A 26,611-nucleotide genomic window follows, 5' to 3' on the forward strand; every position below is an offset into this window, starting at 1 on the left:
GAACCCCCGGGTCAAGTCCCGTGTAGTGGTGTAGTGCGGGTTCCTTCGTTTAGGCGGTGAGGGCTAGGGGTTCGGTCACCTCCTCGGTGTTGGTGATGGTGGTGAGGCGGCAGCGTGCGAGGATGTCGAGGCCGAGGTAGCGGCGGCCTTCTGCCCATTCGTCGGTTTGTTCGGCCAGGACTGCCCCGACGAGGCGGATGATGGCTTCCCGGTTGGGGAAGATCCCGACGGAGTCGGTGCGGCGGCGGATCTCCCGGTTGAGGCGTTCGGCTGGGTTGTTGGACCAGATCTGGGTCCACACGTCTTTGGGGAAGCCGGTGAAGGCGAGGACGTCGGCCCGGGCGTGCTCTAGGTGTTCGGCGACGGTGGGGAGCTTCTCTGCCGTGTAGTCCAGCAGCCGGTCGAACTGGGCCTGGACGGATGCTGCGTCGGGCTGGTCATAGACCGAATGCAGCATCGCCTTCACCGCCGGCCACATGCTCTTGGGTGTGACGCTCATCAGGTTGGCTGCGTAGTGGGTTCGGCAGCGCTGCCAACTGGCTCCGGGCAGGTTCGCGCTAATGGCTTCCACCAACCCTGCGTGGGCATCGGAGGTGACCAACCTCACCCCCGCCAGGCCGCGGGCGACCAGGTCGGCGAAGAACGTGTTCCAAGCGCTTCTGGTTTCGGAGGTGGCGACCTGCAGGCCCAGGACCTCGCGGTGCCCATCCCCGTTGACGCCGGTGGCGACCATGGCGACGGCGTTGATCACCCGGCCACCTTCCCGCACTTTCATGGTGAGGGCGTCGGCTGCGACGAACGTGAACGGACCCGCCTCGCCCAGGGGTCGGTGACGGAACTGGGCGACGTGCTCATCCAGGTCGGCGGCCATGCGGCTCACTTGGGACTTCGACAGGCCGTCGATGCCGAGGGTTTTGACGAGTTTGTCCATCCGGCGCGTCGAGACGCCGGCGAGGTAGCAGTCGGCGATCACCGTGATCAGTGCGGCTTCGGCTCGTTTACGGCGCTCCAGCAGCCACTCGGGAAAGTAGGTGCCGGAGCGGAGTTTAGGGACGGCGACATCGACGGTGCCGACGCGGGTATCGAGGGGCCGGTGGCGGTAGCCGTAGCGCTGGGCCACCCGCCCGGTTGAGGCCTGGCCCCATTCGGCGCCGCAAACCTGGTCGGCGTCGGCGGACAGGAGCTGGTTGATCATGTTCTGCAGCAGGCTGCGCATCATGTCCGGCGATGCGTCGGCCAGTAGGTTGCCCAGCACGTGGGCAGGGTCGACAATGTGAGGAGCGGTCATCGTGGCGATGTCCTTTCGAGAGATCTGTGAGAGGTGAACTCGAAGGATCCCACGGTGACCGCGCTCCCGTCTCTGCCAGCCGCAGCCACCGAGGGCTACACCACTATGAGGGACTCAACTGGAACCGAACCCACGACTGGCTCACCACCACACCATGGGCTGTCAGCCACGACTACAACGTGCTGCAGGAGGATCCGAAACATAGCTGGGGCATGTTCAAAGTCTGGCTCGAACCGGTCGGCCCCAGCATCCGCTCGGCCCAAACAGATCGCGAAGGGAGACAGCCGTGATCATCACCGGCGACCTGTGGCAGCTGCAAAGCATCACCCACGAAGACTTCGGCCACTTCGGGGATGAACCGGGCTGGCATTTCTGGTCCCCGGAGGTGATGCGCCGCGTCGGCGGAGCTCCAAGCTGCGCAATGCCGAAAGTGACAGACACCCGCCAACCACACACCCTGCGGCTACGTGCGTGGGGTCCGCTTCTCCCGCTACTTCACTACCACCTCGGATGGCTGCGCGTGGACATCGGGCTGGCGCGTTGGGCCCTGGCTGGGTTCGACCCGAACGGGGACCCGACCCTCAACACGGTCAGTGAGTTGTGGGGGCCAGCGTTGCCGGCGTTCACGTTCTGGTACCTCGGCTCCCCCCACGCCAACGAACACGCCACAGCAACCGTTGCGCTGCAACACCTGCAGGCGGCTCGAGAGGATGCCGCGATGTTCGGCCCCGACAACTTGCATCTTGGTTGGCACTACCAAGCAGCAGTCGCAGAGCCGGAACGTCGCGCTGAAGAGCTGGCCGTGCTCCAGGTCAACGAGCCGGGCCACGCATCCTTGGTGTTGCCGGTGCATCGCGGCTGGTACCGGCTGCTCGAACAGGCCGGGTCGCGGCTGCAACCACTCCCGAACGGGCGTTCCTGGCGGGTGGACGTCACGATCGTCCCGATTGGGCTCATCGGCCAGTTCCGACGCTCCCGGGACAGCGGCAGATGGTTCCATGGCCGACACCGAGCACACGAACTCGGCTTCGACGTCTGATCGGCAACTCTTCTCACGGAGGTTCGGGGTTCCCGTAGCTTAATGTCCCCCCACGCGCCGCCCAGGGACGAGGGTCTGCTGCACGGATAGGTGCCATCAGCGTTGGGTGGGACCACTCCCTGTCGCTCATTAAAGCCCCCAGCATGGGCATAGGTTCGCCGTGCAGGCGGGGACGCGAACGCTTAGCAACCGGGCAGCTACGCCGTCACTCCCTCCAGCCGGAAAGGTTGCCCTCGCACACCGCAGCAACGAGGATGTCGGGGTGTGTGAGTCGGTCGACAGGCAGTCAGCACGTACTGACAGGCGCGCTCACTCCGTGACAGTCTGACTTGGCTCTGCCGTCGCGGGGACTGCAGACCTGGTGACCGCGGAGCTCGTGAGGAGGATGAGAGCGCCAACTGAGATCGCGAGGGCGGAGACGGCCGTGCCCTCGAATGCGAGGGGATGCTCGAAACACCGGAAATCGGTGGTTCCGTTGGGAAAATAGGTGCCGTCGGGGCATTCCACGACCCGACGCTGTAGCAGCATCGCTAGGCCTGTGATGAGGCCTATGATGGCTGACGAAAGGCCCACCCAAGTCACTGCGCGGACGACCCGAGGCGTCAAGGGAAACCCATCGACTGCAGTGCTCGCGACAGTCTTGGCGTCACTCATGAGCGGACGCTAGCACGCAGGGGCGAGGGGCGAGCATCAAACCGACGTGCTGACGACTCGCGGCAACTTCATCCGTGTCACCGACCAGAGCACGAACCCGCGTCGCGGCATGTGCGGTCTTGAGGATCTGTTCAAGCCTCGGAGCGGACATGCGTCTCGAGAGAGGGAGCGTTGATCTTCAGAAGGCGACGCCAAGCAACCGAGACCACAGCACTGATCCCCAAGGCGAGCGGCGCCATCAGCGCAATCCAGCCGGGACTTCCAAGGACCCACCAGCCGAGCAGTGGCAACGCGGCCGATGCGACGAGAAAGCCAACAGCGAGCCTCGAGGGCGAGCCCCGTCGAACAGCCGCAGCCAGCAGCAGGACTCCCGCCATTTCCGCCAGGAGCGCCAGAGGCGCATCAAAGTGGCCGTAGCTGGGAAGAATCGGGTCGAACCAGGAGTGCCTGGTCACCGGCGGATCCGCTCGCAGAGCCGGGTCGATACCCCAGTGCATTTCCATCGTTGGGAGCAGCATCACGCCGACACCTCCGGTTGCCACGATTAGGGCGATCATGCCCGGCCAGCGCTTCATTGCTCGATCCTGCCACCACGGGCACACCAGCGGGGGTAGCCCTGCATTTCACTAGCTGGATGCCCGCTCTAGACGCGGCATTTGCGCGCGTTCGTCGATGCCGCTCGACGGACCGTCGTGGAGGGCACCTTGGGTCGTCTCTGTTCATCAGGAACCTCACGGACTCGCTCGGCTCCCTGACGAACACCTCAGGTTGCTCCGACAATGGGGCAGCGAGAGGGGCAACCCAACTTGGAGGCATTGTCGATGGGGCCCGGTTGGTCCCAAGCGGAAGTCGGGCTCCACCTCAGGGCTGTTGGGACGGCGAGACTGACACACTGGGGGTATGAGTGCCGCTTACCCACGCAAGACTCAACGTCTCACCCTGCGCCCTCTTCGCAAGGAAGACATCGACGTGATCCTCGCCTACCGGAACGACCCTGCGGTGGCGCAGTACCAGGACTGGGATCTTCCCGTCACGCGCGAGCGGGTTGGGCGGAACGTCGAGGCCCACCCAGGCTGGAGTGACATCGTCCCCGGCGAGCCCCGCCAGATCGGGATTGACCTCGATGGCGAACTCATCGGAGACCTCTACGTCGGCCTCGATGAGCACGGTGGGGTCGCAGAGATCGGCTTCACCCTTCGGGTCGAGTACCAGGGCTACGGGTACGCGTTCGAGGCTGCCGCGGCCGTCGTCGGGGATCTGATCGATCGGCTGGGCTGCCACCGCATCTTCGGGCAGCTGTCGCCCGAGAACGAGCGATCAGCAAGGCTGCTGGAAAAGTTGGGCATGCACGTCGAAACGTTGGCCCCAAAGTCGTACTGGTGCCGCGGCGCCTGGGACGACAATCTGGTGTACGCGATGAGCGATGCAGACTGGCGCGCCAGACGACCCTGACTTCACGTCCGCCCTGTCTCAGAAGTTCGCCACGCGCAGAACCCCTCTGGGCTGTCCGACATTGCCTACTGGCTACGCGTTGCACCTTGAAGCGGAACTCGACCACGTTTCGACAGCCGTAACCATTCCAGCGCTTTGGATTGTCTGGGCCGATGCGCGGGGCTTGGGTTGGCGCGCAGAGTGGGATCTCTGGGCGCTCGCACATCGGCATGACAGAGCGTTCCCATCGACATGAGCGGGCCGAGGCTGGGCCCAAACAAGGCACTTTGACCCAGACTGATGAGCCTCGGTTCGCCGTGCAGGCGGGGACATGGACGCTGAGCAGCCGGAGAGCTTCCCAGTCCGGGACCGTTGGCTTATTGACTCTGACTCGCACAGGCAGCACCGGCAAGCAAAAAAGGTAGCGTCAGACGTGTCTGGTTGTGCCGATCTGGAAGACCTCGACTTCCGTCCCGGGGCGCAGCGACGCACAAGCACAGCGAGCGCCCATCTCGTGTCACCGTAGAAGTTGGGTTCTTCCCGTACCCACTCAGATTGGTCAACGGCGCACCCGGTAGCGCAGGTGGAGCACCCGGTTGCCCTGAACAACCACGTGTGGGTCCTCCAGCAGGTGCTGCGCGTCGACCGACCCGAAGTAGCGCTTGCCTGACCCAAACACCCCGGGTGCGACGTCCATGCGGACCTCGTCGATCAGGCCGGCGGCAAGCGCCTGCCCACCGACGTCGCCGGCGGCGAACTCGACGATGCGGTCGCCCGCGAGCTCCTGTGCCTTGTCTTGGAGTCCCAACTCTTGCGGTTTTCGGCCATCTCAGGGAGGTCCGGTATCAGTGGATGGTTTCATTGCGGCTGAGAACGACGACCCCGGTCCGCTGTTCGAGTGGTTGGTCAGTGGGGATGTGCCGTTGGACGACGGCGGCGTACTGAAGGTGTCGCAGGCGTCCTACGACCATATCCGGCCCTACTGGGACCAGGTCGGGGTGACAATCACCGGCCGCCACGTCTTCGACATCACGGACGGCTGGGACGGGACGCCGCCAAGCGGGATAGACCACGTCGTCGTCGTGACGCACCGGCCGGCGCCCGAGGGCTGGGATCCCCGAAGCGCCGTTCCAACTTCGTCGACAGCATCGAAGCAGCCGTGACACTGGCGGCACAACGCCCCACGGCATACACGGCCCTCGGGGCTCGAACCGCACGATGCCCCCGGCTGCCTTGGGGGAAAGCCCGATCTGGACCCGGAAGCGGGTCGTCACGTGGCGATGGCTCCACCCAGTCTGGGCTACCAGGTCATCGATCCGGGCACGGCCACCGGAGTCGCGGATCCGGCTCCACAGCCATGCCACGAAGGGCTCCGGCTCGGGACCTGCGTCGAGGGCCGAGAGCAGGGTCTGCTCCACCACGCCGATCCGCCCCGCCCACGTCGTGGTCTCCGCGAGGCGCTCGGGTAGCGAGCCGCCTAGGAACGGTGCGACCTCGTCGACGCCCACCACCCGACGTGCGAGTTCACGACCGGGGAGGCCAAGCAGACGATAGGCACCCAGGGGGGTCAGGTAGACCTGTACGCAGCGCTGGGTGCCGACGAAGCGCGTGGTCGCATGGCCCGGCATGAATCCTGCGATGAACGAGGAGTAGCGGCCCGTCCCCTCGCCCTCGGACAGGCTGATGACGTCCAGCGGATCACCGAACGACACGACCAGAGGCAGCAAACTACCGGCCGGCTGGCGTCGTTCGACGGGATCGTCGGCGCGCTCGTGGGAGCCGACGAATCCCGCGACCAGCCCGGCAAGGCAAGGGTGCGGACGGTGCCGCACCAACTCCGGGTTCGCCATTGATCCAGTATTGCCGGTCAGATTTGTTCAAGCCACAACAGAAGTTCCGCAGAGAGAATGGAGCACAAGTGACAGGAAGGAATGCATGCGATGAGAAGACTGGTAGCCGTCGAGTTCCTGAGCGTCGACGGCGTGATGCAAGGCCTCGGCTCGCCGGACGAGGACCGCGACGGTGGCTTTGAACACGGTGGCTGGGGCGTGCCTTATGGAGACGTCATGCATGAGGTTGTGGATCCGGCGGGTCTTGGCGCAACCTCGGCGTACCTGTTCGGGCGTCGAACATACGAGAAGCTGGCCGCCTTCTGGCCGTTCCAGTCGCCCGACAATCCGATGGCAGCCAGCCTGAACTCCGCGCCCAAGCATGTCGCAACGAGAACCCGCCCGGTGCTCGAATGGGCGGGAGCCGTCCCGCTGCACGAAGAGCTCACTGAGGCGGTTCGAGGCCTGAAGGGCGAGGGTGACGGAGACGTGGTGATCCTCGGAAGCGGTGACGTCGTGCGCCAGCTGATGGTGGCTGGTCTCATCGACGAGTTGCGGCTGTTCATCCACCCCTTGCTGTTGGGCGCCGGCAAGCGACTGTTCGGTGAGGTGCCGGCGCCCCGGCCGCTGCGGCTGTCGAGCGTCGGCACCACCAGCAAGGGCACCATCGCGGCGGTCTACACACTCTATGTGTAGACCGAGCGCATTTTTCCGCCGACAACGGTGGGACAGATGGCCGTAGACCCTGGGCGCTCCAGCATGTCAGGGACCGAACGACCTTGGACGAACGTCAAGCGCCTCCTCCTACCCGTGCCGGGGTCTGATCCTGATCGCTGACGACGGCCCCGTGACCTGGAGAGCCAGCTCGCCCTTCATCGATCAGATCGCGGCGGCACGCTCCCGCTCCGCACGGGCTCGCGTCCTGGGCGCCAGCGCGATCCCGAACATCAGCATCGCCGCGACGAACAAGACGTGGAACCACGGTGACGCGTCGGTCACCAGCACGCCGCTGAACGGTGGTACGGCGTGCGCAACGACGGCTGGCCAGATGGACCCGCCGCGGATGGCGACCGCCGCCAGCAGCGGCGCGAGGAAGGCGATGCCGAGGTTGGCCGCGAGGTTCGCGGCCAGCGGCATCACGTCGGCGACGGCGTAGGCCACCACGAGGGGGAGGTGCCAGACCATCCACACCAGCCCGATGAGGATGGTCGAGCGCCAGAACCCGAGGTGCGCCAGCGCCTGCGCGAGGTGCCCACGCCACGCAACCTCCTCACCCAGGGTGCTGAGCATCGTCACCAGGGTGATCGGTATCACGGAGCCGACGACGGCGAGGAGCCATCCCTCGGTCGGCGCCCAGCGCGCCAGCCCGAGTGGCAGTCCAACCGCAACCTGCACCAGCTGCGCCACCAGAACGGCCGCGAACGCGAACCCTGCCCAGACCAGCGTCCGAGACCAGCTTCGAACGCGCAGCCCCCACAGCTCGGGGATCCGGACCCGCAGCGGCACCAGCCAGAGCACGACCACCAGCGACGCGAGGGCCGGTATCCACCTGCCCGCCAGAAGGAGCCAACCGGGCGGATCGGTGGCGTCCAGGATGAAGGGCAGGACCACCAGCCAGAGGGCGGCCACAACGATGAGAGAGAAGACGATGAAGCTTCTGACACCCTGCTCGGGCGAGATATTTGTTCGCTGCACAAATAGAGCGTAGCCTGTGGGCAAGAGCAATGGAAGGGGTGCCATGGCAAAGGGACGCAGGGGTCCCCGTGGCGATATCGACAGGGACCTGATCGTGGAAGCCGCCCGCGCCATCGTCGAGCGCGACGGCGCGTCGGCGCTGAGCCTCCGCGCCGTCGCCGCCGAGGCGGGGGTGGCACCCAACGCCGTCTACACCTACGTCGCCGACATGCGCGACCTCACCAACGCCGTGGCCGACGCGTTCATCGGCACCTGGGACCTCACGCTGCTCGACTCCGCCGCACCGAGGGAAGCTGCCGCGTCCTTCATCCGACAGGTGTGGGACCAGTTCACGTCCCACCCCGGCCAGGCCGACCTCTTGGGTCGATACCGAGTGGTTGGCGTGAACTCGCTGGCGCTGCAGGAGGCGCTGCTCGGGTTCCTGACCGAACGCGCGGGGCTGGGGCTGGCGCATGCAGCGTCGGGTACCTACCTGTTGACGGCTTGGCTGCACGGTCGGGCGCTGCTGCGTGCCTCCGACGACGAGGACGTCCCCGCCGGGCTGCTCACAGGGCTGGACCCGGCAGAGATCCCGCTGACCCTGGCCGCATCACGGCTGCCGACCGGAGACCTCGACGAACTCGAGCTACTCCTGGACGCATTGGGCCTGCGGTGACGCGATCCCAGTCCTTGGACACAGCGTCCACCGAGTCAGCCGACATTCCGACCGCACGGCCACGCGAAGCCGCATGATGGGTCGATGACGAGTCTCGATCTGGCGAAGATGCGGGCGGAACTCAACGCGAAGGAAGCCGACCTGCGTCGCTCCATCGAGCGCCTGACTGCGCCACCCGCCGAAGGGGCCACGATCGGATTCGGCAAGCGCATAGGAGAAGGCACCACCCAAGCCATCCAGCAGATGGCGGACGCCTCGTCCGCTCAGGCCCTCAACTCCACCCTCGACGCAGTGCTGCGCGCGACGGCCAAGCTGGCCGAGGGCACCTACGGGCAGTGTGACGTCTGCGGTGAACCGATCGACGACGACCGGCTCCAGTTCCGTCCTTGGTCGACGCGGTGCATGGACCACGCCTGACCCCCCGCCGCTCCACTCCCTCATGCCAGCGCTTACCCGAGCGGTGTGCATCAGCGAGCGTCCCGATTGGCTCGAATGGACGAACAGGGGAGTACGGGACGATAAACAAGGTGCAGCATGAGGCGGCGTGAGAATCCCGCTGTGGGAGTCCCGGCAGGGATCAGTGGGTCTCCGAAGGCTGGATGGCGCTCCTGATCTCTGCCGCGTCGTCGTCAAGGAGGGTTCGCTGCCGTTCCTGCGTCTCCGGATTGATGGTCCAGCCGTCGTCGGTGTACCGGGGAATGACGTGAAGGTGGAAGTGGAAGACCGACTGGAAGGCGGCTTCGCCGTCGCACACGAGGACGTTGATCCCCTCACATCCCAGGCCTGAGCGCCTGAGGGCTCGTGCAATCTTGTGTCCGACGGACCAAACGTGAGAACCCGTGGCTGCATCTAGGTCCTCGAGGCCGACCCTGTGCCGGCGTGGCACCACCAGCACGTGGCCGCGCGTGACCGGGTAGCGGTCCATGAAGGCCACGACGGTCTCGTCCTCGTACACGACACTGGCCTCGTGCTGACGGGCCGCTATCGCGCAGAAGACGCAGTCGTCGGTCTCCGGTGAAGCATTCGCAGTCATGCCGCAATGGTCCCAGTTGGGCACTGGCTGAGCCTGCCGCAACGAAGAAACCCGCGCCGACCTAAGTCGACGCGGGTCGTTGGTGGGCCTAACTGGACTTGAACCAGTGACCTCTGCCTTATCAGGGCAGCGCTCTAACCGTCTGAGCTATAGGCCCGTAACCGACGACTGACTCTAGCGCACGGGCCGTACCCGAATCAAAACGGGTAGCCGTGCCCGGGAGGGGGCTCAGTCCTCGGCGAGGGTGACCTCGAGGCCGCCGATGACGGTGGCCGCGAGGTTGTACAGGAACGCGAACAGCGTCGCGACGGCGGTGAGGATGACGACGTCGATGGCTGCCAGAACAGCGGCAGCCCCGAGAACGCGCGGTGCGTTGATGTAGTCCTCGATGCGGAAGGGGGCGTCGCCCTGGTTGCCGATGAGGGTGGTGAGGAACTGGTTCAGCGACTCGAGCGCACCCGAACCGGCGATCACCGACCACAGGACCCACGCGATGACCATCATCATGATGCCGAACGCGATGGAGAACAGGAACGTCGTCTTCATCACCGACCAAGGGTCCAGCCGGGCAAGCCGCAACCTCGCCTTGCGGGTGCGGCGGACCCCGTTGCGGAGGCTGGCCGTCCTGGGTGCAGAGACCGCGGACGACGGCGTGTGGCGCCGCGGGGTGCCCGGCTGCTGCTTGGCCTGGTCGGCTGCTCGCACGGCGGCCCCGGCGATCACACCGGCGGCTGCCGCCGCGCCCACCTCCGAGGCCGGCCTTGGGCCGGTCTCACCCACTCGGGCAGTGCCCGGGCCAGGGGCGGGACGTCCAGGAGCGCCTCCGGCGCCGGGACCGGCGGTGCGGCCGGGACGGGCGCCAGGCGCACCGGGAGCCAGCTTGCCCGCAGCTTCCGCGTCGAGAGGCTGCCACGCCCAGGAGGCGGCGGATTCCTGCGGACCCGGAGTGGGGAGATCCTTCGGCTTGGCGGCCTCACCGTTGCGGTTGGCCGGCGAGCCATCCGACGGCGTGGGCGCGGCCCCGCCGTCGGTGCGAGAGGGGGTCTGGACCGAGGTGCCCTGGTTCTGCGGCGCGGCAGCTGGGGGTGCGGTCGGGTCGAACGGCGGGGGCGTCGGCCGCGTTGGGCGCGGTGCGTTCGCGCCTACCGGACCGTCGCCCTGACCGCCCTCGGGTCGGCTCGCCGAGCCGCCCTTTGCCGGGCCCTCGGCCGGAGCGTCACGGCGCGCAGAGAAGTCCAGACCGGGGGAACCGTTGTTCCCCGGCCAGCGTGGCGAGCTATCACTCATCGCCATCCTCCTGGATCACTGCGGCCGCGTCTTCGGCCACGTGTTCGTCAACGGTACCTTCTTCCCCGCCCGATTCCTCTTCGGCGGAGTCGGCGTCGTTGTCGGGGTAGAGGGCAATCGCCGCCACGGCGTCGTCTCCCTTGATGCCCACGAACTTCACGCCCATGGTGTCGCGGCCCTTCACCGGCACGTCGCTGACCGCGCTGCGGGTGATCTGGCCGGACTCCTTGATGGCGATGACCTCGTCGGTCTCCCCGACGATGAGCCCGCCGACGAGCTTGCCGCGGCCCTCGTTCAGCTTCATGGCCTTGATGCCCAGGCCCCCACGGCCCTGCTGGCGGTAGTCGTCCACCAGGGAGCGCTTGGCGAAGCCGCCGTCGGTGACGGTGAACACGAACCGCTCGGAGTGGTCGGCGTCGCCCTCCAGGACGGCCATCGACAGCAGTTCGTCGCCGTCGCGGAACTTCATGCCCGTGACGCCCGAGGTGGCACGTCCCATTGGCCGGAGCTGCTCGTCGGAGGCCTGGAACCTGATGGCCTGTCCCTTGCGGGAGATCAGCAGCACATCGTCCTCGGCCGAGCACAACGCGGCGCCGATCAGCTCGTCGCCCTCCTCGCGGAAATTGATGGCGATGACACCGGCCTGGCGCGGCGAGTCGTAGGAGGACAGAGCCGTCTTCTTGACCAGGCCGTTCTTGGTGGCCAGCAACAGGTAGGGCGCGTCCTCGTAGGTCTTGAGCGTGAGCACCTGGGCGATCCGCTCGTCGGGCAGGAAGCTCATCAGCCCGGCGACGTGGCCGCCCTTGGCATCGCGGCCCGCCTCCGGCAGGTGCCAGACCTTCTCGCGGTAGACCCGGCCCATGTTGGTGAAGAACAGGATCCACTCGTGGTTGGTGGCGGTGAACAGGTGCTGCACCTCGTCGTCGGCGCGCAGGGAGGCCCCGCGCACGCCACGGCCGCCACGCTTCTGGACCCGGTACTGGTCCCCGCGGGTGCGCTTGACGTATCCCCCATGGGTGATGGTGACCACCATCTCGTCGTCGGGCACGAAGTCCTCGTCGGAGAAGTCACCGTCGGCGGCAACGATGCGGGTGCGGCGCTCGTCGCCGTACTTCTCGACGATCTCCGCGAGCTCGCTGGTGACGATGGAGCGCTGCCGTTCCTCGCGGGCGATGATGTCCTCGAGGTCGGCGATCTTCAGCTCCAGGGCCTCCAGTTCGTCGACGATCTTTTGGCGCTCGAGGGCGGCCAGGCGACGCAGCTGCATGTCGAGGATGGCCGTCGCCTGCACGGTGTCGATCCCCAGCAGCGACATCAGGCCGTCGCGGGCCGACTCGGTGGTGGGCGAACGCCGGATCAGCGCGATGACCTCGTCGAGCGCGTCGAGCGCCTTGACCAGGCCGCGGTAGATGTGGGCCTTCTTCTCGGCCTCGTCCAACTGGTACTGCGTGCGGCGACGGATGACGTCGAGCTGGTGCTTGATCCACTGGGTGATGAACTGGTCCAGGCGCAGGGTGCGGGGCACCTCGTCGACCAGCGCCAGCATGTTGCAGCCGAACGTGTCCTGCAGCGCCGTGTGCTTGTACAGGTTGTTCATCACGACGCGCGGCTGGGCGTCGCGCTTGAGGACGATCGCCAGGCGCAGGCCCGTACGCGCGGAGGTGTCGTCGCGGACGTCGGCGATGCCGGTGAGCTTGCCTGCGTTCACGAGCTCCGCGATGCGGGCCGCGAGTGCGTCCGGGTTGGTCATGTAGGGCAGCTCGGTGATGGCGATCACCTGGCGGCCGTTGCTGTCCTCCTCCAGGTCCATCACCGCACGCATGATGACCGAGCCGCGGCCGGTACGGTAGGCGTCTTCGATGCCCTGTCGGCCGACGATGAGGCCGCCGCCCGGGAAGTCGGGGCCCTGGATGCGCTGGATGGCCGCCTCGAGGATCTCCTCGTTGGTGGCCTCCGGGTGCTCGAGCGCCCAGTTGACGGCGTCGCCGACCTCACGCAGGTTGTGGCTGGGGATGTTGGTGGCCATGCCGACGGCGATGCCGGTGGAGCCGTTGACGAGCAGGTTCGGGAACCGTGCCGGCAGGACCACCGGCTCCTGCTCGCGGTTGTCGTAGTTGGGCTTGAAGTCGACGGTGTTCTGCTCGATGTCGCGCACCATCTCGGCTGCCGGCGAAGCCAGCTTGCACTCGGTGTAACGCATGGCCGCGGCCTTGTCGTCGCCCTGGGAGCCGAAGTTGCCCTGCCCGGTGACCAGCGGCAGACGCATGGCCCACGGCTGCGCCAGGCGCACCAGGGTGTCGTAGATGGCCGAGTCGCCGTGCGGGTGGTAGAGCCCCATCACCTCGCCCACGATGCGGGAGCACTTGTTCCAGCCGCGGTCCGGGCGGTAGCCGCCGTCCCACATCGCGTAGAGGACGCGACGGTGCACCGGCTTGAGGCCGTCGCGCACGTCGGGCAGGGCACGTCCCACGATCACGCTCATGGCGTAGTCGAGGTAGGACCGCTGCACCTCCACCTGGAGGTCTACGGGCGAGACGGTTCCCAGCTGCGGCGGGACGATGCCGGTGTCGATGGCGCCGTCCTCGTTGTCCGCGGGGCCTTGGGGGGTGTCAGTCATCGGTTACCTTCTTGAATTGCTGGGCGGGCCGGATCAGATGTCGAGGAAACGCACGTCGCGCGCGTTGTGCTGGATGAAGTTGCGGCGCGGCTCGACTTCCTCGCCCATGAGCACCTGGAACATCTGGTCCGCCAGGGCGGCGTCGTCGAGGGTCACCTGGAGCAGGATCCGCTTCTCCGGGTCCATCGTGGTGTCCCACAGGTCGTCGGCGTTCATCTCGCCGAGGCCCTTGTAACGCTGGATGGGGTTGACGGCTGGCAGCTTCTTGCCCTCGGCAAGGCCCTTGTCGCGGAGGCCGTCGCGCTCCAGGTCGTTGTAGGCAAGCTCGTGCGGGGCGTTGCTCCAGCGAATCCGGAACAGCGGCGGCTGCGCCAGGTACACGTGGCCGGCGTCGATCAGCGGCTTCATGAACCGGAACAACAGCGTCAGCAGGAGCGTGCGGATGTGGGCGCCGTCGACGTCGGCGTCGGCCATCAGGACGATCTTGTGGTAGCGCAGCTTGTCGATGTCGAAGTCGTCCTGGATGCCGGTGCCGAGGGCGTTGATGATGGCCTCGACCTCCTTGTTGGCGAGGATCCGGTCCATGCGGGCCTTCTCCACGTTCAGGATCTTGCCGCGGATGGGGAGGATGGCCTGCGTCTTCGGGTCACGCCCACCGCGGGCGGAACCGCCTGCGGAGTCGCCCTCGACGATGAACACCTCGCAGTCGGCGGGGTTGGTGGACTGGCAGTCGACGAGCTTGCCGGGCAGGCCACCGGAGCCGAGCAGCCCCTTTCGGTTGCGGGCCATGTCGCGAGCCTTGCGCGCGGCGATCCGCGCGGCAGCCGCGGCCTGGGACTTGCGGACGATCTCCTTGCCCTCGGCCGGGTTCCGCTCGAACCAGTCACCGAGGCGGTCGTTCATGACGCGCTGCACGAAGGTCTTGGCTTCGGTGTTGCCCAGCTTGGTCTTGGTCTGGCCCTCGAACTGGGGCTCGGACAGCTTGACCGAGACGATGGCGGTCAGGCCCTCGCGGCAGTCGTCGCCGGAAACGCGGTCCTCACGCTTCTTGATCAGGCCCCACGTCTCTCCCCACCGGTTCACCATCGTCGTCAGCGCGGTGCGGAAGCCCTCTTCGTGGGTTCCGCCCTCGTGGGTGTTGATGGTGTTGGCGAAGGTGTGGACGTTGCTGGTGTAGCTCGTGTTCCACTGCATCGCGATCTCCAGGCCCATCTTCATCTCCGCCGAGTGGGCCTCGACGTCGATGACGGTGGGGTGGATGGTTTCCTTGTGGCCGGAGAGGAACTTGACGTAGTCGATCAGGCCGTCGGGGAACATGAAGGAGTCCGCGCGCTGCTCGTCGTCGAGGTCGTCGCCGTCGCGGGGGACGGCGCGCAGGTCGGAGACGGTGATCCGCAGGCCCTTGTTGAGGAACGCCATCTCGCGGAAGCGCCCTGAAAGGGTCTCGTAGTTGAAGTCCGTGGTCTCGAAGATCTCCTTCGAGGGGTAGAACGTGATGGTGGTGCCGGTCTCGTCGGTCTCCTCCAGCTCTTGGAGTTCACCGGTGGGCACGCCGAGGTGGAACGTCTGCGCGTAGCGGTGACCGTCGCGCTTGACCTCGACGGTGAGTTCCTCGCTGAGCGCGTTCACCACGGAGGAGCCGACGCCGTGGAGGCCGCCGGAGACCTTGTAGCCGCCGTCGCCGAACTTGCCGCCGGCGTGCAGCACGGTCAGCACGAGGGTGACGGTGGGGATCTTCTCGATCGGGTGTTCCTTGACGGGGATGCCGCGGCCGTTGTCGGCGACGCGGACACCGCCGCCGTCGAGGAGGGCGATGTCGATCTGGTCGCAGTGTCCGGCGAGGGCCTCGTCGACGGAGTTGTCCACGATCTCGTAGACCAGGTGGTGCAGACCGCGCTCACCGGTGGAGCCGATGTACATGCCCGGGCGCTTGCGGACCGCCTCGAGTCCTTCGAGGACGGAGATCTGGTCTGCGTCGTAGCTGCCATTGGCGGAGGTGTCGGCCTTGTCAGTGAGGCCCTCCAACCGCTCGGTCACGAGTTCCTCTGCGTACTCTTCCGACACCGATTCTCCTGTTCACAGAACAGCCGTCGGAAACCGACGGCCCGGGCAACGTCTCAACTCTACCCTGTCCGGGCCGAAATCGAAGGGTCGGACGGCGGCGTGGCTGCCCCCCAAATCGCCGGAACAGGCGATTGGAGCCGTTTTGGGGCCACTTCCCTACTCCCGATACGCGCCCCGGGCTCCTGAGGCGCCAAAATCGCGGCGATCAGCCGACAAGCGAGTCGAGGATGCCGGTCATGAGCTCCGCGCTGCCGATGCCCGTGTCGTCGAGGCCCGGGCTGAAGCCCATCCGCACCACCACCAAGCCCTCCGACGGGACGATGTATAGGCGCTGCCCGTCGTGTCCCTGGGCCCAGAAACCGTCGGCCGGGAACCCAGGGAGCGCGACGTCGCCGTCGACGTCCCGGTTCAGCCACCAGCCCGCGCCGTACGGAGTCGGGATGAGTTCGTCGGCGACGGTGGGCTCAGTTGCCCCCGCCACCCAGCCCTCCGGCAGGAGCCGGGCGCCGCTCACCACGCCGTCCTCCAGGACGAACTGCCCGATGGCGGCCCATTCGCGCGGGGTCGCCCACAGGTAGGAACCACACACCGGCGTGCCCGAGGCGTCCAGTTCCCACTGCGCCGACGGCAGCCCGAGCGGCTCCAGCAGCAGTTCGCGCGCCAGGTTGGCGTCGCCGTCGACGGCTTCGCTGGCCACCTCGCACAGCAGGTTGGTGGATCCGGTGGAGTACTGCTGGAAGTCGCCGACGGGGTGCGCCAGCGGCTGGCTCGCCACGTAGTCGCCCATGTCCTCGGTGAGGTAGAGCATGGCCGTGATTGGGGTGCCGAGGTCGTAGGTCTCATCCCAGGCCAGTCCGGCTGTCATCCGCATCAGGTGGTCTGCGGTGATGGTGCTGTGCTCGCCTGTCCACTCCTGGCGCAGGTCGGAGGCCCGGATGTCGAAGCCGTTCTCCTCCACGAGTCTGCCCACCAGCAGGTTGGCCACGCTCTTGGACATCGACCAGCCCAGTTGCGGGGTCTCGGCCGTGAAACCGTCGGCGTAGCGCTCCGCCACGAGCTCCCCGTCCTTCACGACGACGATCGCGCGCGTCCCCAGGCCCTCGGCGAACGCCGCGTCGATGGCCGCCTCGACCCCCTCGCGTGTCGACGTCGGGGCGGGGGCGTCGATGAGCGGGTGGGCGTCTGTGATCGGGGTGGCCGCGGGGAAGGCCGGGCGCTCGTCGGCGAGCGCGCAGCCGTGGCCCTCGGTGTACCAGGCGGTCTGGGCGGCGAGCAGCCCGAGCACGGAGGCCCTGACCGAGCCGTCGTCGGAGCTGCTGGTCCGCAGGTAGGGCACCAAGGGGTTGGGCGGCAGGTCGGAGGCGGGATCCGTCCGGTCAGCGATGTGTTCCAGCGCGCAGGCGTTGTGTGCGGCGTAGCCGGTGGCGGTGAGCAGCAGCGGCCGAACGTACCAATAGGCCCCCACCGCGGCGGTGGTCACGACCAGCGCCAGCGTCAGCAGCACCCAGCGTGCGCGGCGACTCCGCCGTCGTTCAGCCATGGCGACACGATAACGCCGGGTCGGCGCACGCGCCGTCGGGCCGCCGAACTCGCGTTGGCCTGGCGTGCAAGGCCCGCTTGGTAGCGTCTCGGGTGTGTCCGCCAGTTCCGAACAGCAGAGCGCCGTGACCCTGGCCCATCTGCGTCGCGCCCGGGACCTGATGGACCGCGACTACGCGAGTCCGCTTGATGTCCCGACGATGGCCCAGCGCGCGCTGATGTCACCGTCGCACTTCTCCCGCGAGTTCAAACGCGCCTACGGTGAGACCCCGCACTCCTACCTGCTGACCCGTCGCATCGAGCGGGCCATGCACCTCCTGCGGGCCGGCGTCTCGGTCACCGACGCGTGCATGCGCGTCGGCTGGACGTCGCTCGGCTCGTTCTCGGCGCGATTCACCGAGGTGGTGGGTGAGTCGCCGACCGCCTACCGGGCGCGCGAACACAGCCAGACCGAGGAACTCCCCGCCTGCATCGCCAAGATCCTGCTCCGGCCACCCCGCTGGTGAAACCGAGCAGTTTTGGAGAAGCATCGACGTGTGGGCGTTGCCTAGCGTTTGTGACATGAATCAGATCTCAGTCAAGTACGTGCCCGTGACCGTCCTCGACGTCGACGAGGCACTCGCCTTCTACCGCGACGCCCTCGGCCTGGAGGTGGCCTCCGACGTCTCCAACGGCGACTTCCGCTGGGTGTCGCTCGCCGTGCCCGGGCAGGACCTCAGCCTGGTGCTCTCCGCACCGGGCGCCGGCCGCTCCGAGGAGGACGCCGCTGCCCTGGAACGCCTCGTCGCCAAGGGAGCGATCGGCCCGCTGGTCCTGTCGGTCCCGGATCTCGACGCCGTCTACGAAACCCTCAGCGCCTCGGGTGCCGAAGTCCTGCAGGAGCCCATGGACCAGCCCTGGGGCCCGCGGGACGCCGCCTTCCGCGACCCGTCGGGCAACATGATCCGCATCAACGCGGAGGGATAGGCCGATGAGCTCAGCGGGACTCAGCAAAGAGGAGAGGGCCGCCATAAAGGAACGCGCCGCCGAGGTGCGGGCACCCCGGAAGCGGATGACCAAGCAGGAGAAGGCCGCGCAGGACGCCCAGGATGTCGAGCAGAAGATCGCTTCCCTCGAGGGAAGCGACAAGGAGATCGCGGAACGGATCCATCGGATTGTCACCACCGTCGCACCGCAGCTGGCACCCAAGCTCTGGTACGGGATGCCCGCCTATGCACTCGACGGGAACGTGCTGTGCTTCTTCCAGGACGCGAAGAAGTTCGGCGCCCGCTACGCCACCTTCGGCTTCAACGACCGGGCCAACCTCGACGACGGCACGCTCTGGGCGACGTCGTTCGCCATCACCGCCATCGGCGCCAAGGAGGAGGAACAGCTCACCGCTCTGGTGAGAAACGCGGTCGGGGACCGGGACTGAGCAGCGCTCCCTCAGGTTCACCGCGGCGCTCCTCCGGGTTGACCAGAGCTTCCTCGGGTTCACCAGCGCTCGGTCGGGTTCACCAGCGCTCGGTCGGGTTCACCAGCGCTCCCACGCGTTCACCAGCGCTCCCACGCGTTCACCAGCGCAATCGCTCGGCACCAGCCGTACAAGGCTGGTACCGAGCAACAACGCTGGTAAACCGCACACCCCAGCCGGGAGACAGCGCGACGCGACACACACCGTCGACGCGACCCCCCACGCCCGCGCACCACCGCGCTCCCTCGCGTTCACCAGCGCTCCCTCGCATTCACCAGCGCTTGCTGGCGTTCACCAGCGCTATCGCTCACCACCAGCCATACAAGGCTGGTACCGAGCAACAACGCTGGTAAACCGCACAACCCCGGCGGGGCACAGCGCGACGCGACACAGACCGTCGACGCGCCCCCCGCCACCGCCACCGCGGCCGCGCCCAACCCGGGCCGGCCGGGCCACCCGCGGCCACCGGGCCTACTCGTTGTCGCCACCGGTGGCGGCGACGGCGCGAGCCTGGCGTTCGCTCGCGGTGTTGCCGGAGTCGGGCCACACCCACTCGCTCACCTCGGGCAGATCCTCGCCGTGGACGCGGGCATACGCACGAGCATCCATGCGCCTGTCGGCCATCTCCTGCCGCAGCCCGGCGTAGCGGGTGCCGAGCCCGGGCACCCGGTCGATCACGTCGATCACCAGGTGGAACCGGTCCAGGTCGTTGAGCATCACCATGTCGAACGGTGTGGTGGTGGTGCCCTCCTCCTTGTACCCGCGCACGTGCAGGTTGCCGTGTCCGTTGCGTCGGTAGGTGAGGCGGTGGATCAGCCACGGGTAGCCGTGGTAGGCGAAGATGATCGGCTTGGTCGAGGTGAAGATGGTGTCGAAGTCGCGGTGCGGCAGGCCGTGCGGGTGCTCGTCCTCGTCCTGCAGGCGCATCAGGTCGACGACGTTGACCACCCGCACCTTCAGGTCCGGGATGCGGTCGCGCAGGATGTGCGCGGCGGCCAGTACCTCCACCGTCGGGATGTCCCCGGCACAGCCCAGCACGACGTCGGGTTCGGTACCCGCCTCCTCGGTGCCGGCCCAGTCCCAGATCCCCAGGCCTCGGGTGCAGTGCTTCACCGCCTCGTCCATCGTCAGCCAGTTGGGGTTCGGCTGCTTGCCGGCGACGACGACGTTGACGTACTGGGTGCTGCGCAGGCAGTGGTCGAAGGTCGACAGCAGCGTGTTGGCATCCGGCGGCAGGTACACCCGGACGATGTCTGCCTTCTTGTTGACGACGTGGTCGATGAAGCCCGGGTCCTGGTGTGAGAACCCGTTGTGGTCCTGCCGCCAAACGTGCGAGCTCAGCAGGTAGTTCAGGCTGGCGATGGGCCGGCGCCACTCCAGGTGGTTGGTGACCTTCAGCCACTTGGCGTGCTGGTTCACCATGGAGTCGACGATGTGGATGAACGCCTCGTAGGACGACAGCAGCCCGTGGCGACCGGTCAGCAGGTAGCCCTCCAGCCAGCCCTGGCACTGGTGCTCGCTGAGCATCTCCACCACCTGGCCATCGCGGGCCATGTGCTGGTCCACCTCGTCGGACTCGTACTCGGCGACCCACTGCTTGTCGGTCTCCTCGTAGACGGCCTGCAGGCGGTTCGACGCCGTCTCGTCGGGTCCGAAGATGCGGAAGTTGCCACGGTTGGCGGCCACGACGTCGCGCAGCCACTCCCCCAGCACCCGCGTGGCCTCGGACTCACTGCCACCGGGGGTCGGCACGTCGACGGCGTACTCGCGGAAGTCCGGCAGCCGCAGCTGCTCCAGCACCCGGCCGCCGTTGGCCTCCGGCCGCTCCCCCAGCCGCAAGCCCTCGGGCGGCACCAGGGAGGCGAGGTCGGCGACGGGGGCGCCGGCCTCGTCGAACAACTCGTCGGCCTGGTAGGACTGCAGCCACCTCTCCAGGTCCTTGAGGTGTTCGTCGGTGTCGCGGGCGCTGGCCAGCGGCACCTGGTGACTGCGCCAACTGCCCTCGGTCTTCTGGCCGTCGATCTCCTCCGGTCCGGTCCAGCCCTTCGGGGTGCGCAGCACGATCATCGGCCAGCGGGGTCGTTCGGCCGTCATCGCCCCTTGCTCCGACGCCGCACGGCGGATCCCCGCGATCTCGTCCATCACCTCATCGAGCAGCTCGGCGAAGCGACGGTGGAACGCCACGGGTTCCTCGTCGTCGAAGCCTGCGGTGAACACGTGCGGGTTGTGGCCGTAGCCGCGCATCAGGTCCACCAGTTCGGACTCGGGGATCCGGGCCAGCACCGTCGGGTTGGCGATCTTGAAGCCGTTGAGGTGCAGGACGGGGAGCACGACGCCGTCGTTGACGGGGTTCAGGAACTTGTTGGAGTGCCAGGAGGTGGCCAGCGGGCCGGTCTCCGCCTCCCCGTCGCCGACCACCGCGAACACCAGCAGGTGCGGGTTGTCAAAGGCCGCGCCGTAGGCGTGCGAGAGGGCATAGCCCAGCTCGCCACCCTCGTGGATGGACCCCGGGACCTCGGGGGCGACGTGGGATGGGATGCCGCCCGGGAAGGAGAACTGCTTGAACAGCTTCTGCAGGCCGGTCTCGTCGCGGGTGACGTCGGGATAGGTGTCGGTCCAGGTGCCGTCGAGGTAGCTGTTGGCCACCATCCCGGGGCCGCCGTGACCAGGGCCGGTGATGTAGAGGGCGCTCTGATGGCGCTCGGCGATGATGCGGTTCAGGTGCGCGTAGAGGAAGTTGAGGCCGGGTGTGGTGCCCCAGTGCCCCAGCAGGCGCGGCTTCACGTCGTCACGCTCCAGCGGGCGGCGCAGCAGCGGGTTGTCGAGCAGGTAGATCTGCCCGACCGAAAGGTAGTTGGCGGCTCGCCACCAGGCGTGGATGCCTCGGACGTGGTCGTCGGTGAGTTCCGGGGCGCCGCACTCGGCGCGGGTCTGCCAGGTCTGGTTCATCATTGTTCCTCTCCTGCTGGACCACTCCATCAAAGCACCGGGGGGGTCCGCGGGACAGGGGTTCACCGCAACGGTGCTCAGCCGTAGGTGTCGCGCGGGCCGCGGCCGTCGCGAACCGAGCGCAGACCCTTCTTCCAGCTGGGCGCGTTGGGCCCCCGGACGTCGACGCGCTTCACGGTCTGGTCCCCCAGTTCCGCGTTCAGCCTGGCCACCAGCTTGGAGGCCGAGTACCGCATTCCCGTCGCCCACGCCGTCGAGTCACACACAACCGTGAGGACGCCTTCCTCGAACAGTACGGGCTTGCTGTGCTCGGCGTTGTCCTCCCCGACGAGGGCCGCCCAGCCCTGCAGCACCGTCGACAGCGAGATCCGCTTCTGCCAGCCCCGTTTGGCACCGACCTGGCCCAGGACCGAGCCCAGTGGCTGCGGGTCGCGGTCGTCGGGGCGGGCCCCGGAGCGCTGCTCCTCGAAGAAGCGGCTCCGGAACTGTCGACGCGGCTTGCGCTGCACCGGCACGGGCGGCAGGGCCTCGGTGAAGGCAGTCTGGCGGGCGATCTGCGAGGCGAGGTCCAACCCCGTCGGGTCGTGCTCCACGGGCTCTTCGAAGTCATCGTGCGGTTCGGTCATCGCTCACCTCCTGCGCCACCGTTCCAGCATCCACCCGAAAGCGGCGCTCGGTCGGGAAGTCCGGCACATCGGCCCCGACGGCTGCTGTGATCAGCACCTGTTCGGCGTCGGCGACGGCGCCCGCGAGCCGCTCCCGACGCGTCGAGTCCAGCTCGGCGAACACGTCGTCGAGCACCAGCACCGGCTCGGTGCCCTCCACGCGCACCAGTTCGAAACCACCGAGCCGCAACGACAGCGCGAGCGACCAGGATTCGCCGTGCGAGGCGTAGCCCTTGGCGGGGAGGTCGCCGATGAACAGGTCGACGTCGTCGCGGTGCGGCCCGACGAGCGTGACGCCCCGCTGCACCTCCTCGTCACGTCGTTCCTGGTAGGCGCTCAGCAGCCGCTCCGTGAGCGAAAGCCGCACGTCGGTCTCGGAGGCGACGCCCGTGAGGTCGATGGAGGCGCGGTAGTTGGCGCTGACCTGGTTGTTGACCGGCGCGATGCCCTCGTAGGCGCGCTGGGCGTGCGGGAGGACGTCGGCCAGGGTGTCCAGCCGGGCGTGCAGCAGTTCTGCGCTGATGGCGGCCAACTGCTCGTTCCACACCTCGAGGGTGGACTCCTCGTCTCCGCGCGGCGGCCGCATGGAGCGGCCGGACATGGACTTGAGCAGGGCGTTTCGCTGCTTGAGGATCTTGTCGTGGTCCTGCTTGACGCCGGCCATTCGCGGCCAGCGGGTGACGATGAGGGAGTCCAGCCAGGACCGCCGGTCCGATGGGTCCCCCCGCACGATGACCAGGTCCATGGGGGAGAACACCACCGTGCGCAGCGCCCCGATGATGTCGCGGGGCCGGCTGACCGGGGCCCGGTTGAGGCGGGCGACGTTGGACTTGCCGTTGGCGATCTCGAGTTCGATCAGGATGGTGCGGTCGTCGTCGAGTCCGCGCTGGACCCGGGCCCGGGCGATCGCGGACTCACAGCCGGAGCGGATCAGCGGCGCCGTCGCCGCGACCCGGTGCGAGGTCATCGTCGAGAGGTACTCGATGGCCTCGACGAGGTTGGTCTTGCCCTGCCCGTTGGAGCCGACGAACACGTTCACACCCGCGGTCAGCTGCAGGCTGGCCTCGGGGTAGTTGCGGAAGTCCGTCAGGGACAGCTCGGTCACGAACATGGTGGCTTCGATCCTAGGCCACCCGCCCGGGGTGGCCGGTGGCGAGGACTCAGGCGTCCAGGAGACCGCGGATGTCGTCGGCCGACAGGGGCGCTGCCAGGTCCGAGGTGCGGGCGACGACGGCGTCGAACAGGTCCCGCTTGCGCGCCTGCAGCGCCACCACCTTCTCCTCGATGGTGTCGGCGCTGACGAGCCGGTAGACGTTGACGTGCTTGTCCTGCCCGATCCGGTGGGTGCGGTCGATGGCCTGGCTCTCCGCAGCCGGGTTCCACCAGGGGTCCAGAATGAACACGTAGTCCGCCTCGGTCAGAGTCAGGCCGAAGCCGCCCGCCTTGAGGCTGATCAGGAACACGGGGGCGTCGCCGGTGCGGAAGTCGTCGATCCGCTTGGCCCGGTCCCGGGTGCGGCCGTCGAGGTACTCGAAGGCGATCCCGGCCTCGTTGAGCCGGTGCCTGACCAGCGTGAGGAAGCTGGTGAACTGGCTGAACACCAGCGCCCGGTGGCCCGCTGCCCGCAGCTCCTGGAGGTGCTCCAGCAGGGCGTCGATCTTCGCCGACGTGGCCGGGTACTCGTCGTCGACCAGGGACGGCGCCAGACTCAGCTGCCGCAGCAGGGTGAGGGAGCGCAGGATGGTGATCCGGTTGCGGCCCAGGTCACCGACGAGGCCGAGCACCTTCTGCCGCTCGCGGGTGAGGTGGCGGTCGTAGAGCTTGCGATGCACCGGGCCCAGCGGCACGCTGACCACCTGTTCCTGCTTCTCCGGCAGCTCCTTGGCCACCGCCGCCTTGGTGCGCCGCAGGATCAGGGGACGGATCCGACGGTGGAGCTTGGCCAGGGCGTCGGCGTCGCCGCCCTCGATGGGCTTTCGGAACACCTCCGTGAACGCCTTCGGGTCCGCGAACAGCCCGGGCGCGGTGATCGAGAGCAGCGCCCACAGGTCCATCAGGTTGTTCTCCAGCGGGGTGCCGGTCAGCGCCACCTTCATGCGGGCCCGCAGCTTCCGGACGGCGTGGTGCACCTTGGCGGCCGGGTTCTTCACGAACTGCGCCTCGTCGAGCAGCACCGCGGACCACTCCAGCCCCAGGTAGTCCTCGTCCTCCAGCCGCAGCAGGGTGTAGGAGGTGAGCACGACGTGGGCCCCGGCCACGACGTCGGCCAGCGGCTCCCCGCGTCGCCTGCCGGTCTCCGTGATGGCCACCACCCGCAGCTCCGGCGCGAACCGGGCCGCCTCCGACGCCCAGGTCCCGATGACCGACGTCGGCGCGACGACGAGCACGGGCCGGTCCAGCTGTCCGGCCTCGAGCGCGGCCTGGGCCATCGCCAGCGACTGCAGGGTCTTGCCGAGCCCCATCTCGTCGGCGAGGATCCCGCCCAGCCGGGTCCGCCACAGGAACTTCAGCCAGGCGTAGCCCTCCCGCTGGTAGGGACGCAGCGTGGCCCGCAGCCCGGCCGGGGGTTCGTCGTCGGGCAGTTCCGAGTGGTCCAGCAGTGCGCCGACGGCGTCGCGCCAGGCCGCGGACTGCTCCCCCACGACGCCGAGCTCGACCAGTTCCTGCCACAGCCCCGCATGCTCTGGGCGCAGCTGGAAGGTGTCGCCCTCGTGGTCGACGAGCACACGGGCCTCCTCGACGAGCTGCCGCAGCCGATCCAGTTCCGGGACCTGCAGGGAGAACCAGGTGCCGGTGGGCAGGATGATGTGGTCCTGCCCTGCCGCCAGCGCGGAGAGCAGAGGAGCGAACGGCACCTTCTCCTCACCGACGCTCACCTCCACCTGGAGGTCGAACCAGTCACCCTCGCGGGACTCCTCGACGTTCAGGGAGATCGTGGGCGCCTCCTCGGCCCGGCGGAACTCCGGTGCGGCCTCGTTGAGTTCGACGTCGACGTCGTCGCGCGCGACCAGTTCCGGCAGGACCTCGGTGGTGAAGGTGATCAGCCACATGCCACGCAGTTCCGCATCGTGCAGGTGGCTGCGTCCGGTGTAGTGCGTGGTGAGCCATGGCCCGGCCGGAAGCGACTCGACCAGCGCGGCCTCGGCTTCCGGGTCCCGCAGCGGTGGGTCGCCGGCGCCCGTGCGGAGGCCGACGTCGAGGGTCTGGTCCTCCAGCTGGTACCTGAAGCCCCATGCGAGCGCCGCGGAGTGCCCGTCGAAAGTCACCTGCAACCGGAGCCTCGGCGGCAGGGGCTCGGGCAGCACGACGCCCGGTTCGACGTCCACCTCGAACCGGGACCGGAGACGCGGGAGGTAGCCGGTGGCGAACAGCGCCGCGTCCTTCGCCGGGATCCGGACTTGCCCCGCCATGAACAGGCTTTCCTCGACGTCCGACAGCGGTCGCTCAAGGGGGCCGAGGAGGAGGTGCTCGGCGGTGCGCAGGTAGATGCCGTGGGTGGGTGAACCCAGGAGCTCGCGGGCGCTGACCGGCACCTTCCTGCCCTCGACGACGACGGTGGGCGAGGCGACGATGCCAGCCGGGTCCTTGCCGATGGTCATCGCCGCCCTGGCGTGGCCCTCCAGTAGCTTCGGTGTCGGTCCATCCGAGCGGCCGCGTGCGGGTGCGGCCAGCAGGGGGATGCCGACCTCCCCCAGCGCTCGGAGGGCCCGCCAGACATCGGCGGAGAACTCGTGCAGCCGCAACCGCGCGGGGATGCGCCCGTAGTAGTAGTCGGTCGGGTAGATGTCACCCAGCCGGTTGAGGGCCTCGGCCTGCGCCGGGTCGAACTGGGCCGAGTAGCGCAGCTCGTTCCAGGAGGCACCGGTCTTGACCCACTTGTCGGTCTTCCCCCAGCGCATCGGGGTGATGCCCGGGCCGGTGCCGTCGTCGTCCACGAGCAGGCCGAGCCTCACACCGTCGCGCAGCTGGTGAGCGTCGGAGAGGACCAGGTCGAAGGCGCGCTGCCAGAACGGCGTGTTCTGGGTGCGGAGGGCAGTTCGGGCGTGGACCAGCACCGCGGCGCCGTGCTTGCAGGCGTCCTTCACCGGGCAGGTACAGACCGTGGTGATCGCCGCGCCCTCGCGCTCGCCGACCACGGTGGTGCGGTAGACGTGGTAGCCGGAGCCGCGCACCTGGGCCGTGACCATCTTCTCGAACGCCTGGACGCTACCCACTCGCCGCTCCCGCGCGTAGGCCTCCCCGCGGGCGAGCGTCTGCGCGCCGAAGTAGCGATTCAGGTCGGCCTCGCTGGGTGTCAGCACCCAGGCTGGAAAGTTGGTCATCTTCGCAGAATCGTAGTCGAGTCGCTCGGACATGGCGCGCGCGTCGGTTGGCCGTGGGCACGCGGGCGCTTGTCCCACGAGATTCTGCTGA

Annotated in this window: 21 protein-coding genes, 1 tRNA gene and 2 pseudogenes; 9 read left to right on the forward strand and 15 right to left on the reverse strand. The window is 67.9% G+C overall.

The features are described from left to right. Positions 1-49 precede the first annotated feature (49 nt). The gene (locus tag LKO27_RS10255; RefSeq protein WP_227737411.1) at positions 50-1,288 is read right to left on the reverse strand and encodes an IS256 family transposase; all 1,239 of its coding nucleotides are present in this window, start codon (positions 1,286-1,288) and stop codon (positions 50-52) included. A gap of 286 nt (positions 1,289-1,574) precedes the next feature. On the opposite strand from LKO27_RS10255, the gene LKO27_RS10260 reads away from it, so the two are divergent. Continuing rightward, positions 1,575-2,327 (forward strand): hypothetical protein, encoded by a 753-nt coding sequence (locus tag LKO27_RS10260; protein ID WP_227737412.1) that lies wholly within the window; start codon positions 1,575-1,577, stop codon positions 2,325-2,327. Positions 2,328-2,636: 309 nt separating this feature from the next. Here LKO27_RS10260 and LKO27_RS10265 read toward each other — a convergent pair whose 3' ends face one another. Both LKO27_RS10265 and LKO27_RS10270 read right to left on the reverse strand, forming a co-directional pair. Further along, entirely contained in the window at positions 2,637-2,981 is a 345-nt protein-coding gene (locus tag LKO27_RS10265; RefSeq protein ID WP_227737413.1) for a hypothetical protein, read from the reverse strand. A gap of 131 nt (positions 2,982-3,112) precedes the next feature. Beyond that, positions 3,113-3,556: a hypothetical protein gene (locus LKO27_RS10270; RefSeq protein WP_227737414.1), complete on the reverse strand. Its 444-nt coding sequence runs from the start codon at positions 3,554-3,556 to the stop codon at positions 3,113-3,115. A gap of 325 nt (positions 3,557-3,881) precedes the next feature. Here LKO27_RS10270 and LKO27_RS10275 point away from each other — a divergent pair, with 325 nt between their 5' ends. Then, entirely contained in the window at positions 3,882-4,433 is a 552-nt protein-coding gene (locus LKO27_RS10275) for a GNAT family N-acetyltransferase (protein WP_227737415.1), read from the forward strand. Positions 4,434-4,971: 538 nt separating this feature from the next. Here the strand turns inward: LKO27_RS10275 and LKO27_RS10280 are convergent. After that, a pseudogene (locus LKO27_RS10280) lies at positions 4,972-5,205 on the reverse strand (dihydrofolate reductase family protein); the annotation flags it as partial. On the opposite strand from LKO27_RS10280, the pseudogene LKO27_RS15600 reads away from it, so the two are divergent. Beyond that, positions 5,204-5,589, forward strand: a pseudogene (locus LKO27_RS15600) (hypothetical protein); the annotation flags it as partial. The pseudogenes LKO27_RS10280 and LKO27_RS15600 overlap by 2 nt on opposite strands. Before the next feature lie 763 nt (positions 5,590-6,352). Further along, positions 6,353-6,937: a dihydrofolate reductase family protein gene (locus LKO27_RS10290; RefSeq protein ID WP_227737417.1), complete on the forward strand. Its 585-nt coding sequence runs from the start codon at positions 6,353-6,355 to the stop codon at positions 6,935-6,937. A 183-nt stretch (positions 6,938-7,120) separates the two neighbouring features. Here LKO27_RS10290 and LKO27_RS10295 read toward each other — a convergent pair whose 3' ends face one another. After that, entirely contained in the window at positions 7,121-7,936 is an 816-nt protein-coding gene (locus LKO27_RS10295; RefSeq protein ID WP_227737418.1) for a type II CAAX prenyl endopeptidase Rce1 family protein, read from the reverse strand. Positions 7,937-7,979: 43 nt separating this feature from the next. On the opposite strand from LKO27_RS10295, the gene LKO27_RS10300 reads away from it, so the two are divergent. Beyond that, the gene (locus LKO27_RS10300) at positions 7,980-8,591 is read left to right on the forward strand and encodes a TetR/AcrR family transcriptional regulator (protein ID WP_227737419.1); all 612 of its coding nucleotides are present in this window, start codon (positions 7,980-7,982) and stop codon (positions 8,589-8,591) included. An 84-nt stretch (positions 8,592-8,675) separates the two neighbouring features. Beyond that, complete coding sequence (locus LKO27_RS10305) at positions 8,676-9,008, forward strand: TraR/DksA C4-type zinc finger protein (RefSeq protein ID WP_227737420.1); 333 nt, start codon at positions 8,676-8,678, stop codon at positions 9,006-9,008. Positions 9,009-9,168: 160 nt separating this feature from the next. Here LKO27_RS10305 and LKO27_RS10310 read toward each other — a convergent pair whose 3' ends face one another. From LKO27_RS10310 to LKO27_RS10335, 6 genes are all read right to left on the reverse strand, one after another. Beyond that, complete coding sequence (locus LKO27_RS10310) at positions 9,169-9,624, reverse strand: HIT family protein (RefSeq protein ID WP_227737421.1); 456 nt, start codon at positions 9,622-9,624, stop codon at positions 9,169-9,171. Positions 9,625-9,704: 80 nt separating this feature from the next. Further along, a tRNA-Ile gene (locus LKO27_RS10315) sits at positions 9,705-9,781 on the reverse strand. Between the two features lie 71 nt (positions 9,782-9,852). Beyond that, positions 9,853-10,911, reverse strand: coding sequence for a DUF3566 domain-containing protein (locus tag LKO27_RS10320; RefSeq protein ID WP_227737422.1), 1,059 nt, complete (start codon positions 10,909-10,911; stop codon positions 9,853-9,855). Next, positions 10,904-13,528, reverse strand: coding sequence for a DNA gyrase subunit A (gene gyrA / locus LKO27_RS10325; RefSeq protein ID WP_227737423.1), 2,625 nt, complete (start codon positions 13,526-13,528; stop codon positions 10,904-10,906). The genes LKO27_RS10320 and gyrA overlap by 8 nt, the downstream gene beginning before the upstream one ends. A gap of 33 nt (positions 13,529-13,561) precedes the next feature. Next, positions 13,562-15,592, reverse strand: a complete 2,031-nt coding sequence (gene gyrB / locus LKO27_RS10330; protein WP_370630004.1) for a DNA topoisomerase (ATP-hydrolyzing) subunit B — start codon at positions 15,590-15,592, stop codon at positions 13,562-13,564. 205 nt (positions 15,593-15,797) lie between these two features. After that, positions 15,798-17,132, reverse strand: coding sequence for a serine hydrolase (locus LKO27_RS10335; RefSeq protein WP_227737424.1), 1,335 nt, complete (start codon positions 17,130-17,132; stop codon positions 15,798-15,800). 94 nt (positions 17,133-17,226) lie between these two features. Between LKO27_RS10335 and LKO27_RS10340 the strand changes: the two genes are divergently transcribed. The 3 genes from LKO27_RS10340 to LKO27_RS10350 are packed head-to-tail and all read left to right on the forward strand — an operon-like array spanning position 17,227 to position 18,545. Then, positions 17,227-17,637: a helix-turn-helix domain-containing protein gene (locus LKO27_RS10340; RefSeq protein WP_370630005.1), complete on the forward strand. Its 411-nt coding sequence runs from the start codon at positions 17,227-17,229 to the stop codon at positions 17,635-17,637. A 55-nt stretch (positions 17,638-17,692) separates the two neighbouring features. After that, entirely contained in the window at positions 17,693-18,097 is a 405-nt protein-coding gene (locus LKO27_RS10345; protein WP_227737425.1) for a VOC family protein, read from the forward strand. Between the two features lie 4 nt (positions 18,098-18,101). After that, positions 18,102-18,545, forward strand: coding sequence for an iron chaperone (locus LKO27_RS10350; RefSeq protein WP_227737426.1), 444 nt, complete (start codon positions 18,102-18,104; stop codon positions 18,543-18,545). A gap of 510 nt (positions 18,546-19,055) precedes the next feature. Here the strand turns inward: LKO27_RS10350 and LKO27_RS10355 are convergent. From LKO27_RS10355 to LKO27_RS10370, 4 genes are all read right to left on the reverse strand, one after another. Further along, the gene (locus tag LKO27_RS10355) at positions 19,056-21,536 is read right to left on the reverse strand and encodes a phosphoketolase (RefSeq protein WP_227737427.1); all 2,481 of its coding nucleotides are present in this window, start codon (positions 21,534-21,536) and stop codon (positions 19,056-19,058) included. 74 nt (positions 21,537-21,610) lie between these two features. After that, on the reverse strand, positions 21,611-22,159 hold the full coding sequence (locus tag LKO27_RS10360; RefSeq protein WP_227737428.1) for a DUF721 domain-containing protein: 549 nt from the start codon (positions 22,157-22,159) through the stop codon (positions 21,611-21,613). Next, entirely contained in the window at positions 22,140-23,309 is a 1,170-nt protein-coding gene (gene recF, locus LKO27_RS10365; protein ID WP_227737429.1) for a DNA replication/repair protein RecF, read from the reverse strand. The genes LKO27_RS10360 and recF overlap by 20 nt, the downstream gene beginning before the upstream one ends. 49 nt (positions 23,310-23,358) lie before the next feature. Next, positions 23,359-26,520, reverse strand: coding sequence for a DEAD/DEAH box helicase (locus tag LKO27_RS10370; protein WP_227737430.1), 3,162 nt, complete (start codon positions 26,518-26,520; stop codon positions 23,359-23,361). Between the last annotated feature and the right edge of the window lie 91 nt (positions 26,521-26,611).

Origin of the sequence: Tessaracoccus sp. OS52 (assembly GCF_020687685.1) — a bacterium.
Taxonomy (GTDB): domain Bacteria; phylum Actinomycetota; class Actinomycetes; order Propionibacteriales; family Propionibacteriaceae; genus Arachnia.

What these genes read in the sequence shown, in the direction of transcription:
- LKO27_RS10320 (WP_227737422.1), bottom strand. Translation starts at nt 10,911, where the DNA reads ATGAGTGATAGCTCGCCACGCTGGCCGGGGAACAACGGTTCCCCCGGT.
- LKO27_RS10370 (WP_227737430.1), bottom strand. Translation starts at nt 26,520, where the DNA reads ATGACCAACTTTCCAGCCTGGGTGCTGACACCCAGCGAGGCCGACCTG.
- LKO27_RS10265 (WP_227737413.1), bottom strand. Translation starts at nt 2,981, where the DNA reads ATGAGTGACGCCAAGACTGTCGCGAGCACTGCAGTCGATGGGTTTCCC.
- gyrA (WP_227737423.1), bottom strand. Translation starts at nt 13,528, where the DNA reads ATGACTGACACCCCCCAAGGCCCCGCGGACAACGAGGACGGCGCCATC.
- LKO27_RS10305 (WP_227737420.1), top strand. Translation starts at nt 8,676, where the DNA reads ATGACGAGTCTCGATCTGGCGAAGATGCGGGCGGAACTCAACGCGAAG.
- LKO27_RS10300 (WP_227737419.1), top strand. Translation starts at nt 7,980, where the DNA reads ATGGCAAAGGGACGCAGGGGTCCCCGTGGCGATATCGACAGGGACCTG.
- LKO27_RS10290 (WP_227737417.1), top strand. Translation starts at nt 6,353, where the DNA reads ATGAGAAGACTGGTAGCCGTCGAGTTCCTGAGCGTCGACGGCGTGATG.
- LKO27_RS10310 (WP_227737421.1), bottom strand. Translation starts at nt 9,624, where the DNA reads ATGACTGCGAATGCTTCACCGGAGACCGACGACTGCGTCTTCTGCGCG.
- LKO27_RS10355 (WP_227737427.1), bottom strand. Translation starts at nt 21,536, where the DNA reads ATGATGAACCAGACCTGGCAGACCCGCGCCGAGTGCGGCGCCCCGGAA.
- LKO27_RS10360 (WP_227737428.1), bottom strand. Translation starts at nt 22,159, where the DNA reads ATGACCGAACCGCACGATGACTTCGAAGAGCCCGTGGAGCACGACCCG.
- LKO27_RS10275 (WP_227737415.1), top strand. Translation starts at nt 3,882, where the DNA reads ATGAGTGCCGCTTACCCACGCAAGACTCAACGTCTCACCCTGCGCCCT.
- LKO27_RS10345 (WP_227737425.1), top strand. Translation starts at nt 17,693, where the DNA reads ATGAATCAGATCTCAGTCAAGTACGTGCCCGTGACCGTCCTCGACGTC.
- recF (WP_227737429.1), bottom strand. Translation starts at nt 23,309, where the DNA reads ATGTTCGTGACCGAGCTGTCCCTGACGGACTTCCGCAACTACCCCGAG.
- LKO27_RS10335 (WP_227737424.1), bottom strand. Translation starts at nt 17,132, where the DNA reads ATGGCTGAACGACGGCGGAGTCGCCGCGCACGCTGGGTGCTGCTGACG.
- LKO27_RS10350 (WP_227737426.1), top strand. Translation starts at nt 18,102, where the DNA reads ATGAGCTCAGCGGGACTCAGCAAAGAGGAGAGGGCCGCCATAAAGGAA.
- LKO27_RS10270 (WP_227737414.1), bottom strand. Translation starts at nt 3,556, where the DNA reads ATGAAGCGCTGGCCGGGCATGATCGCCCTAATCGTGGCAACCGGAGGT.
- LKO27_RS10255 (WP_227737411.1), bottom strand. Translation starts at nt 1,288, where the DNA reads ATGACCGCTCCTCACATTGTCGACCCTGCCCACGTGCTGGGCAACCTA.